This window comes from Chloracidobacterium sp. (assembly GCA_016720705.1).
In the GTDB taxonomy this organism is placed as follows: Bacteria; Acidobacteriota; Blastocatellia; order Pyrinomonadales; family Pyrinomonadaceae; genus OLB17.
Map to the genome: position 1 here is coordinate 683,280 of JADKKB010000007.1, position 16,097 is coordinate 699,376.

Annotated in this window: 16 protein-coding genes and 2 pseudogenes; 2 read left to right on the forward strand and 16 right to left on the reverse strand. The window is 52.5% G+C overall.

Annotated elements, in window-relative coordinates; all coding sequences use genetic code 11:
- Nucleotides 1-39: 39 nt before the first annotated feature.
- The 6 genes from pilO to IPQ00_10250 form a co-directional block, all read right to left on the reverse strand.
- Nucleotides 40-702 carry a type 4a pilus biogenesis protein PilO gene (gene pilO / locus IPQ00_10225; protein MBL0240933.1) on the reverse strand — a complete coding sequence of 221 codons (663 nt, stop codon included), beginning with the start codon at nucleotides 700-702 and terminating at the stop codon, nucleotides 40-42.
- 56 nt (nucleotides 703-758) lie between these two features.
- Entirely contained in the window at nucleotides 759-1,475 is a 717-nt protein-coding gene (locus IPQ00_10230) for a PilN domain-containing protein (GenBank protein MBL0240934.1), read from the reverse strand.
- 5 nt (nucleotides 1,476-1,480) lie between these two features.
- Entirely contained in the window at nucleotides 1,481-2,533 is a 1,053-nt protein-coding gene (gene pilM, locus IPQ00_10235; GenBank protein ID MBL0240935.1) for a type IV pilus assembly protein PilM, read from the reverse strand.
- A gap of 465 nt (nucleotides 2,534-2,998) precedes the next feature.
- On the reverse strand, nucleotides 2,999-3,493 hold the full coding sequence (locus IPQ00_10240; GenBank protein MBL0240936.1) for an N-acetyltransferase: 495 nt from the start codon (nucleotides 3,491-3,493) through the stop codon (nucleotides 2,999-3,001).
- A complete protein-coding gene (locus tag IPQ00_10245) occupies nucleotides 3,490-4,677 on the reverse strand; it encodes an acyl-CoA dehydrogenase family protein (GenBank protein ID MBL0240937.1) in 1,188 nt (395 codons plus the stop codon). Before IPQ00_10245 ends, IPQ00_10240 begins: the two co-directional genes overlap by 4 nt.
- 6 nt (nucleotides 4,678-4,683) lie before the next feature.
- Nucleotides 4,684-4,983, reverse strand: a complete 300-nt coding sequence (locus tag IPQ00_10250) for a hypothetical protein (GenBank protein MBL0240938.1) — start codon at nucleotides 4,981-4,983, stop codon at nucleotides 4,684-4,686.
- A 98-nt stretch (nucleotides 4,984-5,081) separates the two neighbouring features.
- Here IPQ00_10250 and IPQ00_10255 point away from each other — a divergent pair, with 98 nt between their 5' ends.
- Both IPQ00_10255 and IPQ00_10260 read left to right on the forward strand, forming a co-directional pair.
- On the forward strand, nucleotides 5,082-6,170 hold the full coding sequence (locus IPQ00_10255) for a phosphotransferase family protein (protein MBL0240939.1): 1,089 nt from the start codon (nucleotides 5,082-5,084) through the stop codon (nucleotides 6,168-6,170).
- A gap of 12 nt (nucleotides 6,171-6,182) precedes the next feature.
- The gene (locus IPQ00_10260) at nucleotides 6,183-8,720 is read left to right on the forward strand and encodes a glycoside hydrolase family 9 protein (protein MBL0240940.1); all 2,538 of its coding nucleotides are present in this window, start codon (nucleotides 6,183-6,185) and stop codon (nucleotides 8,718-8,720) included.
- Between the two features lie 244 nt (nucleotides 8,721-8,964).
- Here the strand turns inward: IPQ00_10260 and IPQ00_10265 are convergent, their stop codons facing one another.
- The 10 genes and pseudogenes from IPQ00_10265 to IPQ00_10310 form a co-directional block, all read right to left on the reverse strand.
- Nucleotides 8,965-9,501 carry a hypothetical protein gene (locus IPQ00_10265; GenBank protein MBL0240941.1) on the reverse strand — a complete coding sequence of 179 codons (537 nt, stop codon included), beginning with the start codon at nucleotides 9,499-9,501 and terminating at the stop codon, nucleotides 8,965-8,967.
- Between the two features lie 6 nt (nucleotides 9,502-9,507).
- Nucleotides 9,508-10,752 carry an NAD-dependent dihydropyrimidine dehydrogenase subunit PreA gene (gene preA, locus IPQ00_10270; GenBank protein MBL0240942.1) on the reverse strand — a complete coding sequence of 415 codons (1,245 nt, stop codon included), beginning with the start codon at nucleotides 10,750-10,752 and terminating at the stop codon, nucleotides 9,508-9,510.
- 87 nt (nucleotides 10,753-10,839) lie between these two features.
- Nucleotides 10,840-11,244, reverse strand: a pseudogene (locus IPQ00_10275) (GxxExxY protein).
- Between the two features lie 73 nt (nucleotides 11,245-11,317).
- Nucleotides 11,318-12,637 carry an NAD(P)-dependent oxidoreductase gene (locus IPQ00_10280; GenBank protein ID MBL0240943.1) on the reverse strand — a complete coding sequence of 440 codons (1,320 nt, stop codon included), beginning with the start codon at nucleotides 12,635-12,637 and terminating at the stop codon, nucleotides 11,318-11,320.
- Nucleotides 12,627-12,974: pseudogene (locus IPQ00_10285) on the reverse strand (DUF86 domain-containing protein). The gene IPQ00_10280 and the pseudogene IPQ00_10285 overlap by 11 nt, the downstream one beginning before the upstream one ends.
- Nucleotides 12,958-13,266: a nucleotidyltransferase family protein gene (locus IPQ00_10290; protein ID MBL0240944.1), complete on the reverse strand. Its 309-nt coding sequence runs from the start codon at nucleotides 13,264-13,266 to the stop codon at nucleotides 12,958-12,960. Before IPQ00_10290 ends, IPQ00_10285 begins: the two are co-directional and overlap by 17 nt.
- 5 nt (nucleotides 13,267-13,271) lie before the next feature.
- Nucleotides 13,272-13,970: a hypothetical protein gene (locus tag IPQ00_10295; GenBank protein MBL0240945.1), complete on the reverse strand. Its 699-nt coding sequence runs from the start codon at nucleotides 13,968-13,970 to the stop codon at nucleotides 13,272-13,274.
- Nucleotides 13,900-14,400, reverse strand: a complete 501-nt coding sequence (locus IPQ00_10300) for a hypothetical protein (GenBank protein ID MBL0240946.1) — start codon at nucleotides 14,398-14,400, stop codon at nucleotides 13,900-13,902. The genes IPQ00_10295 and IPQ00_10300 overlap by 71 nt, the downstream gene beginning before the upstream one ends.
- 35 nt (nucleotides 14,401-14,435) lie before the next feature.
- A complete protein-coding gene (locus tag IPQ00_10305; protein MBL0240947.1) occupies nucleotides 14,436-15,206 on the reverse strand; it encodes a DUF4339 domain-containing protein in 771 nt (256 codons plus the stop codon).
- 15 nt (nucleotides 15,207-15,221) lie between these two features.
- Nucleotides 15,222-16,091 (reverse strand): acyltransferase, encoded by an 870-nt coding sequence (locus IPQ00_10310; protein MBL0240948.1) that lies wholly within the window; start codon nucleotides 16,089-16,091, stop codon nucleotides 15,222-15,224.
- Nucleotides 16,092-16,097: the final 6 nt, after the last annotated feature.

Genomic DNA, 16,097 nt, shown 5'->3' on the forward strand with positions numbered 1-16,097 from the left:
TGTCTCTCTGGGATACTATTTCCCTGTAAAATCGGTGGGTTATTTGGCTACTGGTGCCGGCGGAACTGCGACGGGTGCGGGTGCAGGTGCTCCGGGAGTTCCGGGGACGCCCGGTTTCGAATTGAGCGGCTTACCGTTCAGATCGGTCGGGGCAGCGTAAAATGCCGTCAGCAGGAACTGGGCATGAAGCGTCTTTTCGGAACTCTGCTTGTCGAGTTGGTTGAGTTTGAAATCAGAGATCGAAACGATTCGCGGTAGCTTGGCCATACTTTCAAAGAAGGACCGAAGATTGGTGAAATTGCTGTCCACCTCGATCTCGACCGGCTTGGCCATTATCGAATCCTGCTGCGTATCTTCACGCGGCGAGAATCGCATAACGATCATACGGCTTCCGTTGGCAGTGTCTTGCAGGCCCTGCAGCACGTTGGTGATCTCACGCTGTTCCGGTAGCAAAACTTTCAGCTCGTCGTACTCTTCGGCCTTACTGGCATAAAGAGCTCGAAACTCGTTGATCCGCTGGGTCGCGACGCGGGCCGTCTCGTTCTTGGCCTGCAATTCGGCGATCTGGTCATTGAGGGCTGCGATCTCGACACGGGTCTCGCTGGTGACAAAGTACCAGACGCCCGAGTAGACCATCGCGGCCACGCCAACCAACAGCATCAGCTGGAAGTACCATTGTAGGTTTTTAATTTTGTCTAACATCGTGTTTTCCTTCTTTCTCGTAAGATCGATCGGTGATCGTCGATTCTATGCTGAAACTAATTCTTGGCGACCTGAACAGGTGCCGTAGCCGCTCCCGGTTGCTGGGCAGAGGCAGTCGTCGGGGCAGTTCCCGGTGCTCCGGGAGCCTTCGACGGCGTGTAAGCGCACTTGATCGTAAAATTCACGATCTGTACTTTGGGAGTTTCGCCCTGAGCGTTGGCAGTCTGAGGTGCGTTATTATTGGCGATCTCGGCTCGGGTCGTTTCGATATTGAGGTTCGAAAAGAGTCCGTTCGAAAATTCGAGGCTGCGGCCAAACTGCGTGACCTGCGACTCATCAGGCGAATTGCCCTTAAATGTCAGCTGGTCGCCGGTTTGCTCGACGCTCTCCAGATATAGGCCCGGAACCATCGCGACGCGTTCACGCATTGCGTCCAGCACGGCACTCGGGCCGGCCTGTGACGAACGCAGTCTCTTGATCGCTTCGATCCTGGTGTCGATATTCTGGATCTTGGCCTCAAGCTCTTTCTGCTCATTCATCACTACTTCGAGTTCGGCAGCGATCTGCTTTTGCTCTTCGAGTTTATGCTGAGCCTCGGTGCGGGCCATTTGCGTACTGATCACGTCCCATCCGATGAGTGCCGTTAGCAAAACACCGACGACAAGCGCCATCAGGAGAATACGAGACGAGGCACTGGCGATCTTGCGGTCGACCGCGACGACAGCACCGCCCTGTCTCTCTGTGACTGAATTTAGTAGATTGATCTTGATCATTTCTATTACACTCCCCTGATCGCGAGTCCGACTGCGACGGCCATTTCGGGAACGATCTCGTTCAGATATTCGGGATCAAATTTCTTTGGGTCGACCTTGATATTACGGAATGGGTCGAGAACCTCGACCGGAAGTTCGAGTCGCTGTGACAGTTCCTGTGCAAGACCGGCAAGCTTCGAACCGCCGCCCGAGATCAGAATTTTCTGCACAATCGTGTCGTTGTCTTCGGTGGTCGCTCTATAAAAATCAAATGTCTTTTGGATCTCCATCGCGACGATCTCAGTGACGTTGTTCATCAGCGGTTCGATCGATTTTTCTTCGATACCGTCGGCAACATTATGGACGCCGCGTTTTACCGCTTCGGCCTGTTGAAAGTTGAGTCCAAGGCTCCGCTGCAGGACATCTGTAAACTGGCTGCCGCCGACCGTAATGTCACGCGTAAAGAGCGATCGCGTGCCCTTGACGATATTTACGTTCATCGTCGATGCACCGATATTAAGAAGCGTAACTACATCACTTTCGGTCGGGTTGTAGTTCGCTTCGTAGCAATTTTGCAGAGCAAAGGTGTCGACGTCGATGATCACGGGCTGTTTGCCGGCGAGTTGGATCGCCTGTTTAATATTGTCGATACGCTCGCGTTTGCAAGCGGCGATCAAAACGTGGGTCGAGTCTGCATCATTAGCCGTTACCTGGTAGTCGAGACTAACGTCGGCGAGATCGTAAGGAATATGTTCCTCAGCGTGCCAGTCGATCGACTCTTCGAGTTCCTCGCGGCTCATCGGCGGCAGAACGATATTCTTTATGATCACGGAATGTCCGCTGACACCGGTCACCACCTGGGTGGCGGTGATCTGGTGATTTGCACACACGCTCTGGATCACGTCTGAAACGGTGTTCAACTCCATTATCTGACCATCGATGATCGTGTCGCTTGGCAGATTTTCAAAGCCGAGGCCAACCAAACTTAGATTGTTTGCTTTGCCCTCAAGCTCGACCATCTTTATCGAACTCGATCCGATATCTAATCCAGCAACGCTTTTCTTTTTACCGAACAGCATTATTTTTCTTGCTCCTTTTTAGCTTTACGCCAAAATCATTTTTGTCTTAAGTTTTCAGTTGAATATCCGGATCCGGGTTTTTGGCATTTTTTGAAGATTGTTGTGCCACCTTCTGAATCAACGCGTGGTCAGGAAAATCATTTGACGGGACGTTTGTGATTGCGGTGCCAAATTCCCTCGTTTTACCGGATCTAGGCCTGTGATGTTAGCCGTGGCAGTTAGTCATTCTTAGAAAACTTTTTGCATCTGGTGGCGAAGGGTGAGCGGCATATGTCGCCGCTACAGATTTGAATTTACAGGAAAGTACCAACCGTGTCAATAGTTTTTTTACAATGTTTAACGCAAAATGATCAATTAGTGTGCAGAATGACTTTGTACGCAGGTCAGTTTGACCGATTATGCGTTATTAAATGGGGGTTAGAGTGCAGCCAGAGACCGGCAAGTTTCAATTGTAAAGATGAATATCTATGGCTCGATCAACAGTTGCCAATAGCCAACGTCGAAGCAACGATCGAATTTGCGTGCGACATTTCGAAGGTGAGCGGCCTTTTCAAATCCGCATTTTTCGTGCAGGTGGACGCACGCGTCATTTGGCAGCGAGATCGCCGCGACGGCCGACTCGAATTTGCGTTGCCGCACCTCGGATAGGAGGTGTCCGTACAGTGCAGTGCCGATCCCCATACCATCCTTGCCCGGGCGGACGTAAACTGCCGTGTTGATCGAGCCGCCAAATGCCTCGCCGCTCAGGAAGCTTTCTCCAAATGCATAACCGCCAAGGTATCCCGCAGCGTCGAATACCAGAAAGGGATAATCATCCGCCCACGCAGCCTTGAGTCTGCCCAGCATTTCGACAGCGTCGATCGGCTCAAGTTCAAACGTTGCGTGCGAGGTCGCTATATAATGGTTATAAATATAGGCGATCTGCACGGCGTCGTCCGCGGTCGCTGGTCGAACGATCATTTTTTAAGCTCCATTTTTGCGATGGATTCGAGGTGGACCTCGTCGGGTCCATCCGCGATGCGCAGCATTCGGGCGTAGATCCAAAATTGTGCAAGCGGGAAATCAGGCGATACCCCGCCGCCGCCGTGAACCTGTATCGCACGGTCGATCACCTTTAAGGCCATCTGCGGAACTGCTGCCTTGATCATTGCGATCTCACGCCTCGCGGCTTTATTGCCGACCGTATCCATCAGCCAGGCCGTTCGCAATACGAGTAGCCGAGCCTGATCGATCTCCAAACGAGCTTCGGCGATCCATTGCCGGACGACACCTTGTTCCGCAATGGACTTGCCAAACGCAATGCGTGACTTTGCACGCGCGCACATCAACTCAAGCGAACGCTCTGCAATTCCGATCAGACGCATACAGTGATGGACGCGTCCGGGGCCCAGACGGCCCTGGGCGATCTCGAAACCGCGGCCCTCGCCCAACAGAATATTCTCTTTCGGCACCCGCACATTATTAAATGTGATCTCGCTATGCCCGTTCGGCGCGTCGTCGTAACCGAACACATCGACCTGCCGCTCGACTTTCACGCCGTCCGCGTCCATCGGCACGAGGATCATCGACTGCTGCAAGTGCTTGGCCGCCGACGGGTCGGTCTTGCCCATAAAGATCGACAACTTGCATCGGGCATCGCCCGCACCGGTCGACCACCATTTGCGGCCGTTAAGAATGTATTGATCACCGTCACGGACGATGGAGGATTCGATATTGGTCGCGTCGGATGATGCGACCTCAGGCTCGGTCATCGAAAAACAAGAGCGCATCTCGCCATCGAGCAATGGCTTGAGCCAACGCTCTTTTTGCTCCGGCGTGCCGTAAAGGTGCAGAACCTCCATATTGCCGGTGTCTGGAGCGGAGCAGTTAAATACCTCCGACGCCCAAACGACGCGTCCCATTATCTCGGCCAGTGGTGCGTATTCGAGATTGGTTAAACCGGATTCCGACGGTAGAAATAGATTCCAAAGGCCAGCGTCTCTCGCCTTTAGTTTTAACTGTCCGACCAAGGCGATCGGGCTCCACCGATCACCGCTGTTTAGCTCAGTTGTATAAGCCGCCTCGTTCGGGTAAATATGGTCGTCCATAAACGCAGCAAGCCGTTCGACGAATTCGTTGGTTTTACTTGTTGAACTAAAATCCATATTTGTTTATCCCGCCACCAACGTCTTTTTCCATTGCTTGCCGACCTCGCGGCCGGTGCGGACATCGGCATAATCATTGTGCGGTTCGATGAATGAAAACCGAAATTCTTCGCCCGCGAGCGTCATCTTAAAACCGCCGCTGAAGTAGTGCCAGGGAAAGTTGATGTCCTTAACCTCGGTCAACTCCACATCAAACCCGACGCCGCTGGCAGGTGAATATTTCAGACGGCCATTCGATATCTGCAATTCGCCATACTGGCTGCCGGTCAGGCCGATCAGTCTCCAGATCGGTGTTCGCATAGACATACGCTCATTCTAGCGCCGCTTCCGCAACTTATCCTATATTAGCCCGCGATCCGAACCTAATTAGTACTGCGTCCGCATCGTATCCTATAATCGAGCGAATGGATAACCAAGAGGATGAAACGATCGCACCCCGCGACGGCCTCGACTCCGCGAAGCTGTCTGCGTACCTTCGACCTCATCTTGCACTTTCCGGCGGGCCACTGGTTGTGCGGCAGTTTCCCGGCGGAAGTTCGAATTTGACCTATCTGCTCACCGCCGGCGACGATGATTACATCTTACGACGTCCGCCTTTCGGAAATACGGTCAAAACGGCTCACGATATGCGGCGTGAGTTCGACGTTCTTTCGAAGCTTGCCGTAGTTTACGCACCGGCACCAAAGCCATTGCACTTTTGCGATGATATCGACATCATAGGTTCGGAGTTTTACCTGATGGAGCGGCGACGGGGTTTGGTTATCAGAGGAGAAATTCCCGGGACACAGCCCTTAATACACGGCGAAGACGCATTTCCGACCGGACGTGTTACTTCCACAGCGATCTGCCGCAGCTTTATCCAGAACCTTGCCGAACTCCACTCGCTCGAATATCGTGCTGCCGGCCTAGCGGATCTAGGAAAGCCTGACGGTTACAATCGCCGTCAGGTCGAAGGCTGGACAAAACGCTACTACGCCGCCAAGACGCACAAATGGCCCGATCTCGAAAAGGCGATCGTCTGGCTTAATAATAATGTCCCGCCTGAGTCGGGAGCGTCGCTCATCCATAACGATTACAAATTCGACAATGTGATGCTCGACCCAGTCGATCTGACGCGGATCACGGCCGTACTCGATTGGGAAATGGTGACGATCGGCGACCCTTTGATGGACCTCGGCACGACGCTTGGATATTGGATGTCGGCAGACACAGGTGTTGAATTGCTCAATATGCCGTTCAATCCGCTCGTGCTGATGGAAAATATTTCACGCCAAGAACTCGTCGAAATGTACGCCGAGGCGTCGGGCCGCGACGTTACGAATATTTTATTTTATTACGTCTTCGGCACATTTAAGATCGCGGTCATCGCCCAGCAGATCTACGCGAGATATGTGAAGGGCTTTGCAAAAGACGAGAGGTTTGCGGCGTTTGATAAATTTGTCGCCACCCTTGGAAGCATTGCGAATGCGTCGGTGATAAGGTCTTCGATCTGATCGGGGAAAATTATGAAAATATTGGTGACGGCCCTTGTTTTTCTATTTACTGCGACTGCTGCGGACGCCGCAACCTCGTTCATCCGCATTAATCAAGCTGGGTATCGGAGCGATGATAATAAGGTCGCCGTCGCATTTTCGAATGATCGGTTGGAAGGCCGTTTCACGGTTTGGAACGCCCGCGGTGTGACGGCAATGAGCGGCAAGATCGTTGCTGTTGAACTGCCCGATCTAGCTAGCCCATTCCGCAATTACTATCAGTTGGACTTTTCGCGGATCAAGACGCCCGGGCGGTACACGATCGAACTTCCGGACGGGTCACGTTCGGCGGCATTCACGATCGGACCGTATCCGCATTTTCAGGAAGACCTGCTGTTCTTTATGCGTCAGCAGAGGTGCGGGTACAATCCATATCTTGACAGTACTTGCCACCTCAGCGATGGGCGTTCCGTGTACGCTCCATTCCCTGACGGAACATTCGTTGACGCAGTCGGCGGATGGCACGATGCCGGCGATCAACTCAAATACCTCATCACGGCAAGCAACGCCACAGCCCGGATGATGCTCGCTTATGAACTCGAAAGGTCGAAGTTCGGCGACTCGGTCGATGCACTGGGACACGACCGGCCCAATGGGATCCCGGATATTCTCGACGAAGCGTATTGGGGACTGGTGTGGATACATAAGCTCCACGCGGCAGCAGACCTACTAATACATCAGGTCGCCGACGACCGCGATCATCGCGGATTTAAGCTTCCGGCCGAGGACAACGCCGATTACGGTTGGGGTGCAAATAGTTTTAGGCCGGCGTACTTCGCCGACGGCAAACCGCAGGGCCTCGGAAAATGGAAAAGCCGTTCGACCGGCGTCGCCAACATCGCCGGACGCTCTGCGGCGGCGATGGCGATGGCATATCGGATCTGGAAAGTTGATATAAAGAGTCCTGCGTTTGCGACAAAGTGCCTCAAGGCCGCCCGCGAGCTTTACGAAATGGGTAGACGGCAAGAGGGCTTTCAACAGGGTAATTCATTTGGAGCACCGTACCGTTATAACGAGATCACGTGGGCGGACGATATGGAGTACGCCGCGGCCGAGCTTTACAAGGCGACACGAGAACCCGGCTTTCTTGCGGATGCCAAACGCTATGCCGCTCTCGCCGGGAGCACTTCGTGGATGGAATACGAGTCATCCGATATGGGCGAGCAGATGTCGCGGCACTACGAGATGTATCCGTTTACAAACGTCGGCCATTTTGCGCTATATTCGCTCGTTGATCCTAAGACGAAACGCGAGCTCGCCGGCTATTATCGTAGCGGCATCGAACGTATCGCCGCCCGCGGGCGGCTGAACCCGTACGGTGTCGGTGTACCTTTTATCTGGTGCTCAAACAATCTTGTTGTCGCCTACGTCACTCAGGTCCATCTCTATGAACTTATGACGGGCGACCGACGTTTTCACGCGTCGATGCTGGCCCACCGCGACTGGCTGCTGGGCAACAATCCGTGGGGAACATCTATGTTCGAGGGACTGCCGGCGGGCGGTGAGTACCCCGAAGACACGCATCTGCCGACTGTCCAGATCCTGAAGAAGCAGGTCCGGGGCGGCCTGGTCGACGGGCCGATCGCTACTTCGACCTATAAAGGCCTGATCGGCCTTAAACTGACCCAGCCGGACGAATTTGCTGATTTGCAGCCGCGCGATGTCGTCTATCACGACGATGTCGGCGACTATTCGACCAATGAACCGACTATGGACGGAACCGCCGACGCGATATTGATGATGGCGATGTTCAGCGGACCGCGGACGCATAACCTCCTTCGCCAAACAGTAGTTGATCCGCGACTAAAATACGACCGCGGCGGCATTATCCGCGGCGACGCGGCGTCAAAACGAATGGCATTGGTCTTTACGGGCGACGAGTTTGCCGAAGGCGGCACAGTGGTCGCCGACGCTCTGCGTAAGCATAACGTAAAGGCTTCGTTTTTTTTGACCGGACGCTTTTACCGAACCGCGGCGAACCGCTCGATCATCAAGCGGCTTAAAATGGACGGCCACTATCTAGGGCCGCATTCTGACCGGCATCTGCTTTATGCCGATTGGAATGACCGCTCACGCACGCTTGTCACGCGCGAGCAGTTCGAGAGTGACCTGGACGACAACCTTACCGCAATGCAGAAATTCGGTATCGAGCGAAGCGCGGCTCCGTACTTTCTACCGCCTTACGAATGGTATAACCGAGAGATCGTGGAATGGGCTTCGGCAATGGGCCGCAGCATTGTAAACTTCACGCCCGGCACGCGTTCGAACGCCGACTACACGACCGACGACGATAAAAATTATATTTCGAGCGAAGCGATAATGACGCGGATAAAGGAATATGAAGCAAAGGACCCGAACGGTCTGAATGGTTTTATTCTGCTCACACACATCGGCTCAGGGCCGAAGCGTACGGACAAATTCTCGGATCATATCTACGAGTTAATAACGTGGCTGCGATCGAACGGCTACAAACCTGTTCGGATCGACCAACTTCTCGAAACGGGCAAATGATGTAAGTCGAAACACGGCAGATTTACGATCGCATCGACAGCAGGTTCAGCAGATCCACTCTTCCGATCATTGCTTGCCTCAGTGATCGCCATTCTTTATGCCTGACTAGAAGCTTTGCGAACTTTGATAAATTCGTCGCGGCTCTGGGATGTATCGCGTGCAAGGCTATACATACGGGGAAAATTTGACTGTCATCCAAATCGGATAATTGGACCGTAGGTACAATCGAACCAAAGGGGCATCGTCAGGGGGATTTATCATACTCCACTATATATCCGCTTCCGGCGGAAGCGAGAATAAATGTGTCTGCATCAGATTCGTAAACACCGAAATAAAGCTTTGGCCGCTTTCCGTCTGTCATTCTGATAAAACATGATAGCGGAGCCTCGATCTTTTCACGATGAGCAACTGTAAAACTGCCTTTGGCCGAGCCGTTGAAAACGACGAGCATAAGATTCTGGTCATCCTTGCGGGACTCGGCATCTTCGGTCGTCGCAAACACTGGTTTGCCTGAGCGTGTCAGTAGCAGAGCAAAATCCTGAATCCTGTCACGGTTAAAATCCCCTGTCAGGTAATAAGGCTTAAAACTTTTCCCAAAGTAATCACGCATTTCGACCAGTGTCTTGTCATCGATCGCATACTCCTGCAAAAACCCTTCCCCGTCGTGTGTCGCTAGATAGTTCTGCAACTCAGCAGCATGTTTAGGTCGCAGGTCATCAACCGACTTTTGGCCCAAAACAGAGGAGCCCAGCAGCATGATTATTAGAATTATCACCTTCATTATTTGTTACGTTCCGGTCCTCTCACGCCAGCTTTGCGTTGGACCGCCCTCATCTCGTCGTTCCATCGTTATTGCCCCCGGTGCCGGGCAGATAAGGTAACAGAGATTGCAGCCGACGCATTCCTTCTCGATAACGCGCGGATAGCGTAGGCCGTTCGATTCGACGAACTCAAATGATTGATGGGCACCGTCCTCGCAAGCTACGTAGCAGAGATTGCAGCGGATGCAGTGCTCCTCATTGACGTGAGCTTTGACGTCGTAGTTTAGATCTAGATTTCCCCAGTCGGTGATGCGGCCTACGGATTTACCGACAATGTCGTTGACCGAGGCATATCCTTTCTCGTCGAGATAATTATTGAGCCCGTCGATCATATCTTCGACGATGCGATAGCCATAGTGCATCACCGCCGTACAGACCTGGACCGAACCCGCACCGAGCAACATAAATTCGACCGCGTCGCGCCACGTATTGATACCACCAATGCCCGAGATCGGAATATTGAATTCAGCGTCGCGGGCGAGTTCGCTGACCATATTGAGCGCGATCGGCTTGACCGCCGTCCCGCAATACCCTCCGTGGGCGGCCATTCCATTGACGTTCGGATACGGAATTAATGTGTCGATATCGACGCCCATTACGGAGTTGATGGTGTTGATAAGCGAGACGGCATCGCCGCCGCCCTTTTGAGCGGCACGTCCGGGCGGCACGATATGCGTCACATTCGGCGTGAGTTTAACGATAACCGGGATGTTCGAGACCTCTTTGACCCATTCGGTGACCATCGAGGTGTATTCCGGCACTTGTCCCATCGCGGCGCCCATTCCGCGTTCGCTCATACCGTGCGGACAGCCAAAATTAAGCTCAAACCCGTCACAGCCCGTGTCTTGAGTCCGTTTGGTGATCTCTTGCCAAGCCTCTTTTCTAGACTCGACCATCAGGCTCGCGATTACGGCGTTGTTAGGATATTTGCGCTTGCAGTCGGCCATCTCCTTGAGATTGATCTCGAGCGAACGGTCGGTGATCAGCTCAATATTGTTGAGCCCGATCAGCCGCGTCGGCCCGCTATCGAGTCCTGCCAGCCTGGACGAAACATTGGTGATCGGCTCGCCCAGAGTCTTCCAAACCGCTCCACCCCAACCGGCGTCGAACGCCCGTTCGATCATCGACCCCATATTAGTCGGCGGTGCCGAAGCGAGCCAGAATGGATTAGGAGATTTGATCCCCGCAAAGTTGATTTTTAGGTCTGCCATATAAAATTTTTAGCCGCAGATAAACGCAGATGACGCAGATTAAGACAAATTATTTTTTTACGCTTTTCACTGTAAATTACTGCTCACCTACCGATTAACTTTCTTGCGCTCATTTCCAAATACCGCACGTTTGAACTCAGGCTTTGGCCCGAAATTAAGTAATAACCCCACCTCGATCTCAGTCGCTTTAAGGTAATTGAGCAATTGCGCGATATGAGCCGATTCGATAGCCCGGACGGCCTTGAGTTCGAGTATGACGATCCGGTTCACCATAAGATCTGCAGCAAAGTCTCCGACTTGTGTCCCACGAAACCAGACCGGAATAGCTATTTGCTGATTTACATCGAAACCCTTTTCCTTCAGTGCAATCGCAAGCGAGTTTTCCTAGACTGACTCAAGAAATCCATATCCTAATTCGTTATACACCTCATAAAAAGTGCCGATTATACTTTCCGTCAATTCGGAATGCTTAAATTGTTCGTTTTCCGGCATGGCTCTCACCAACGGCTCAACAAAATGCAAATTCCTATCAGCGTCATCCGCGTTTATCTGCGGCTAAAAACTCCTATGCTCCCGCAAAGGTCACTTTTTCACCGGTCAGCGACAAATGCATTCCGATCGCGGCGTGTTTGCCCATTTGGGCGGCGTCGACAGCCTCGGCACCGCCGTTGGCGCAGTCGCCTCCGGCGAAGATATTGGGGTCCGACGTTTGCATTTGTTCATTGACGACGACACGGCCCTTTTCGTCGGTTTCGACACCGGCTACGTCGCTAAAGAATGAAGCCATTTTCTGTTGGCCAATCGCCTTGATCACTTGATCGCATGCAATTTCGCTCACAAGCCCGGCGGCATCGGAAACTCGTATGGCCGTAACTCGTGTGTCACCTATAATCTCGACCGGCGAGGCTTGCCACATAAACTCAACGCCGTCTTTGCGGGCGAGTTCCATCTCGTAATCGTATGCCGGGGCGTCCTTTTCCGTTCGGCGATAGACCAGCGTGACCCTTTCGGCTCCGAGTCGTTTAGCTTGAGTGACGGCGTCGATAGCAGTGTTGCCTGCTCCGAGAACAACGACATTCCGGCCGAGCGGAACAGACTTCCAGTCGCGGGTTTTTATCCGTTCGATAAAGTGCAGTGCGTCAATGACACCGTCGAGGCTTTCGCCGGGAATACGTAGTGAGTTGGTCTCGCCTAGCCCAACGGCGACAAAGATCACATCGTGCAACGAACGCAATTCTTCAATGCTCACGTCAGTACCAACTGCGGTATCCAGCCTAAATTCGACACCCAGCTTTCTGACCTGCTCAACTTCGGCGTACGACACGCTCTTCGACATTTTGTATTCGGCCATCCCGTAAGTGTCGAGGCCGCCTGCCTCGGCACGGCGCTCATAGACCGTCACAGAGTAGCCGAGCCGGGCAAGATAGGTCGCACACGAAAGTCCCGACGGTCCCGAGCCGACGATACCGACTGACTTGCCATTTGGCTTACCGGCAGTAAACAACGGCTTGCCGCTAGCGATCGCAAAGTCCGTCGCGTATCGCTGCAGACGCCCGATCTCGATCGGCTTATTGACCAGAGTTTTCTCGACACAAGCCCCCTCGCATAGCACATCGACGGGACACACGCGGGCGCAGGACGCCCCGATCGGATTCGCGTCAAATATGACCCTGGCCGCTCCGGTTAGATTCCCGTTGGCGATACGCTTGATAAATCCCGGCACATCGATATGCGTCGGACAAGCGTGCATACACGGAGCGTCGTAGCAATACAGGCAGCGATCGGCCTCAACCGCGGCCTCGGCCGCCGTCATCGCCGGATCGATCTCAGAGAAGTTTTGCTCGATCTGAATTATATCGAGCGGTGAGCAATAATTATTTGCCATATAGGTCTTTCAACATTTTGAGAACCGTGGCCTCAAGCTCGGGTATCTTGTTTGTGACAGCATCCCACACAAAATCGTGATCTACACCGAAGTGTTAATGAATCAACGTATCGCGCATACCGGCGATAGATTTCCATTGTAACTCTGAATAGTGCATTCGAATTTCGTCAGGGATCTGCTTGACCGCTTCGCCAATGACTTCGATACTACGAACAAACGCCCGTTTCGCCATTTCGTCATTCAAAAACCCGTCCTCGTCCAGAGCGGAAGATCTTGTCGAAAGGAATCGGTTTTCGTCCAGAATATGACGAAGATATTCCTCAATCGATAACACCATATTCAACCTCGGCTAGAATCTTGGGTCCGATATACGGGCTCAGTGACTCAGGCGTTACGATATCAACCTTGCGGCCAAACATATCTTCCAAGAAAAAAGAAAGGTTTATAAAGTTGTCAAAGGATTTCCTGCCGGGCTTAAATTCAATGAGTAGGTCAACATCGCTTTCGCTAGTCTGTTCATTCTTCACAAACGAACCAAACAGTCCGAAGCGATGCACTCCAAACTGCGACAGCGAAAGGCGGTTCCCCATCATTTTACTTACGATCTGCTCTTTGCTTGCCACTAACATAAGGTCTATTTTACCTTTACAAAATACTTGCCGTTGAACCTATAGGCGATATATTTATCTGTGACGCGACCGCCGTTCAAAAATTTCGGATCCTCTAACACAACGGGAAATCGAAATTCTTTCTTTTCCGGGTCGAATGAGAATAGCCTGATGGGACGTTCCGGGTGGTCCACGACTGAAAAGAAATCATATTCAAAACTAATTGAACCCGTAAGTCCCGAATTAGTGCGAATCATTTTCATATTTGTATTTAGTCGTTCGCCATCGATCCTGAATACCTCGAGTTCCTGCATTGCAAGTGGATTGGACAAGATGAATGTGGAATTGGCAAGGTAGACATTTCCCTGCCCGGTATTTACCTGAAATATTTGATGATAAAACCCTCCGACGCTAAAGTCCTCCGACTCCGGAAAGGACCACGAACGCACTTTTCCACTCTTGCCTTGGTATTGAAAAACGCTTTTATAGTCATGCATCGTCCCGCCTTCTTCCGTGTCCCACGAGTAGATGCGGAACTTGCCGTCCCGAGACGTCGAAATGAATATCTCCTTGGAAAGAGATGGAAAACTATAGCCCAATGTTCTCGTCAGTTTTGCGTATACCCGTAGCTTTTTGCTGAACGCGGCGTTTTCTTTACCGAGTCGGTCGTAATCGCGGCTCGGTCCATACGCCGAATACTTTTTGATGGTGCGCACGTGAACCATTAATTCGCTCTCGATCTTTCCGACAGACTGTGCGGAAGCAGCGATCGCAGCCAGGATAATGGCCACCGACGCAACTGTGACTCTTAAAGCGTGTTTCATATAGACTGATCGTCAATGATCGGGCCGTATAAGTCGGGGCGACGATCGCGGACAAATTGCCACGTGTTGAGGACCTCACGTGTCTTGTCCATATCGAGGTCAGCGACGATGAGTTCGTCCTGATCGCATGAGCAGACCCAAGAGGATAACCGCTAGTGGTCTCTCTTATATGTGACGGCACGTCAATGCCCGTCGGACACGCCTCAATGCATTTTGCATCGTAGCAATACAGACCGCGGGGATTGCTTCGTGCGTCACCTCGACCGCAGTCAACGCCGAATCGATCGCTACGAGATTTTGCACGATCTGAGCAATATCGCTCGGTATGCAAAAGCGTTTGTCCATAGTCTGGCCGCGAGTATTTTATCACTCAGTACGCAGTTTCTTCGTCATCAAAATCCCCGACAATCCAAATAAGAATAATCCGGCACCGATAGGCAGAAATATCGCGGCCATTTCATACGGGGCAGTCGCGGCGGAGCCTTCTTCCAATGCCTTTAACAACTCATTAGACTCAGCGGACTTTTTCGGCGAGCTGTACGGAGCGCTGTACGTGAGATAGCTGACAGCACCGTACGCTAGATTTCCGAGCCCGATGAATAAGATCAAAATGAAGAACACCCGAAGCGCGATGCGCGGTCCGTTCGATCGGATCAATTTACGTTTGAATGTCAGAACAAGTGCAAGAAGCGCGAACAAGGCTCCGACGAGCATTCCGCCCGATAAATTGCGAGCGAGTATCCGATACGAGAGCCGCCCGAGGTCCGCCTGAAGATCGCCGGAGGACCCCCAAAGACTGTATAAATAAAACGCTGCGGCAGCAAATCCGACAACCGAGACTAAAAAGCATAGACCAAAGAAGATCTTCTGCATCGTCGTGCCGCGGTAAACTGCTTCGTACTGAACAGGTATCGCAGCAACCTCAGGCTCAAGCACGGGCGGTGCTGGAATTGCAGCGAACGGTGCCTGCGTCGGAGCCGCATTCGGAAACATCACGCTGAGCTTTTTCCATTCCGTTTCACCCTGCCGGATGCCCATATCGTCGGGCGAAAACTGACCGCCGTGAAGCTGATCAATTACCTGATCTTCTTCAAAAGGGCCGAATTGCTGGCCATTCCTGTGGATATAGATCGACATAAATTCCTCCTTGTTCTAATCAGCAACGATCGGGCCGTACAGATCGGGGCGGCGATCGCGGAAAAATTGCCAGGTGTTGCGGACCTCGCGGATCTTGTCCATATCGAGGTCAGCGATGACGAGTTCGTCCTGATCACGACTGCCCACGGCGAGCATCTGGCCGCGCGGATCGCAGAAATAGCTCTGGCCGTAGAATTCGCCGATGTTCCAAGGTGCCTCGGTGCCGACGCGGTTGATCGCTCCGACAAAATAGCCGTTTGCGACCGCGTGAGCCGGTTGTTCGAGTTTCCAGAGATATTCGCTTAGCCCCGCGACGGTCGCCGACGGATTAAAGATTATCTCGGCACCGTTAAGGCCGAGACATCGTGCGCCTTCCGGGAAATGCCGGTCGTAGCAAATGTACACGCCGATCCGGGCAAATGCCGTATCGAAACACGGATATCCGAGATTGCCGGGGCGGAAATAGAATTTCTCCCAAAATCCGGGCGCGACGTGCGGGATATGTGTTTTACGATATTTACCGAGATATTTGCCATCAGCATCAATGACCGCTGCCGTGTTGTAGTAGATGCCCGATATTTCCTCTTCGTAGATGGGCACGACGATGACCATACCGAACTGTTTAGCAACGTCCTGCATCAATTTAACGGTCGGGCCGTCGGGCACCTTTTCAACGGCCTCATACCAGCGCGTCGTTTGTTCTGCACAGAAATATGGCGTCGTAAATATCTCCTGAAAACAGAGCATCTGGACGCCCTGACGCGCCGCTTCCTCGACGAATTTCATCTGGTGGTCGATATTCGCTTTTTTGATCTGCTCGATCGGCGCATCGGCCGCAGCCTGGTTGTGGGCCTGGATCAGGCCGGCTTTGATTATTCTAGACATAGTTTT

Bases quoted from the DNA above. Each gene is read 5' to 3' on its own strand.
- pilO (MBL0240933.1), bottom strand. From the start codon at position 702: ATGTTAGACAAAATTAAAAACCTACAATGGTACTTCCAGCTGATGCTG.
- IPQ00_10240 (MBL0240936.1), bottom strand. From the start codon at position 3,493: ATGATCGTTCGACCAGCGACCGCGGACGACGCCGTGCAGATCGCCTAT.
- IPQ00_10310 (MBL0240948.1), bottom strand. From the start codon at position 16,091: ATGTCTAGAATAATCAAAGCCGGCCTGATCCAGGCCCACAACCAGGCT.
- IPQ00_10230 (MBL0240934.1), bottom strand. From the start codon at position 1,475: ATGATCAAGATCAATCTACTAAATTCAGTCACAGAGAGACAGGGCGGT.
- IPQ00_10260 (MBL0240940.1), top strand. From the start codon at position 6,183: ATGAAAATATTGGTGACGGCCCTTGTTTTTCTATTTACTGCGACTGCT.
- IPQ00_10290 (MBL0240944.1), bottom strand. From the start codon at position 13,266: ATGTTAGTGGCAAGCAAAGAGCAGATCGTAAGTAAAATGATGGGGAAC.
- IPQ00_10255 (MBL0240939.1), top strand. From the start codon at position 5,082: ATGGATAACCAAGAGGATGAAACGATCGCACCCCGCGACGGCCTCGAC.
- IPQ00_10295 (MBL0240945.1), bottom strand. From the start codon at position 13,970: ATGGTTCACGTGCGCACCATCAAAAAGTATTCGGCGTATGGACCGAGC.
- IPQ00_10265 (MBL0240941.1), bottom strand. From the start codon at position 9,501: ATGAAGGTGATAATTCTAATAATCATGCTGCTGGGCTCCTCTGTTTTG.
- IPQ00_10250 (MBL0240938.1), bottom strand. From the start codon at position 4,983: ATGTCTATGCGAACACCGATCTGGAGACTGATCGGCCTGACCGGCAGC.
- IPQ00_10245 (MBL0240937.1), bottom strand. From the start codon at position 4,677: ATGGATTTTAGTTCAACAAGTAAAACCAACGAATTCGTCGAACGGCTT.
- pilM (MBL0240935.1), bottom strand. From the start codon at position 2,533: ATGCTGTTCGGTAAAAAGAAAAGCGTTGCTGGATTAGATATCGGATCG.
- preA (MBL0240942.1), bottom strand. From the start codon at position 10,752: ATGGCAGACCTAAAAATCAACTTTGCGGGGATCAAATCTCCTAATCCA.
- IPQ00_10305 (MBL0240947.1), bottom strand. From the start codon at position 15,206: ATGTCGATCTATATCCACAGGAATGGCCAGCAATTCGGCCCTTTTGAA.
- IPQ00_10280 (MBL0240943.1), bottom strand. From the start codon at position 12,637: ATGGCAAATAATTATTGCTCACCGCTCGATATAATTCAGATCGAGCAA.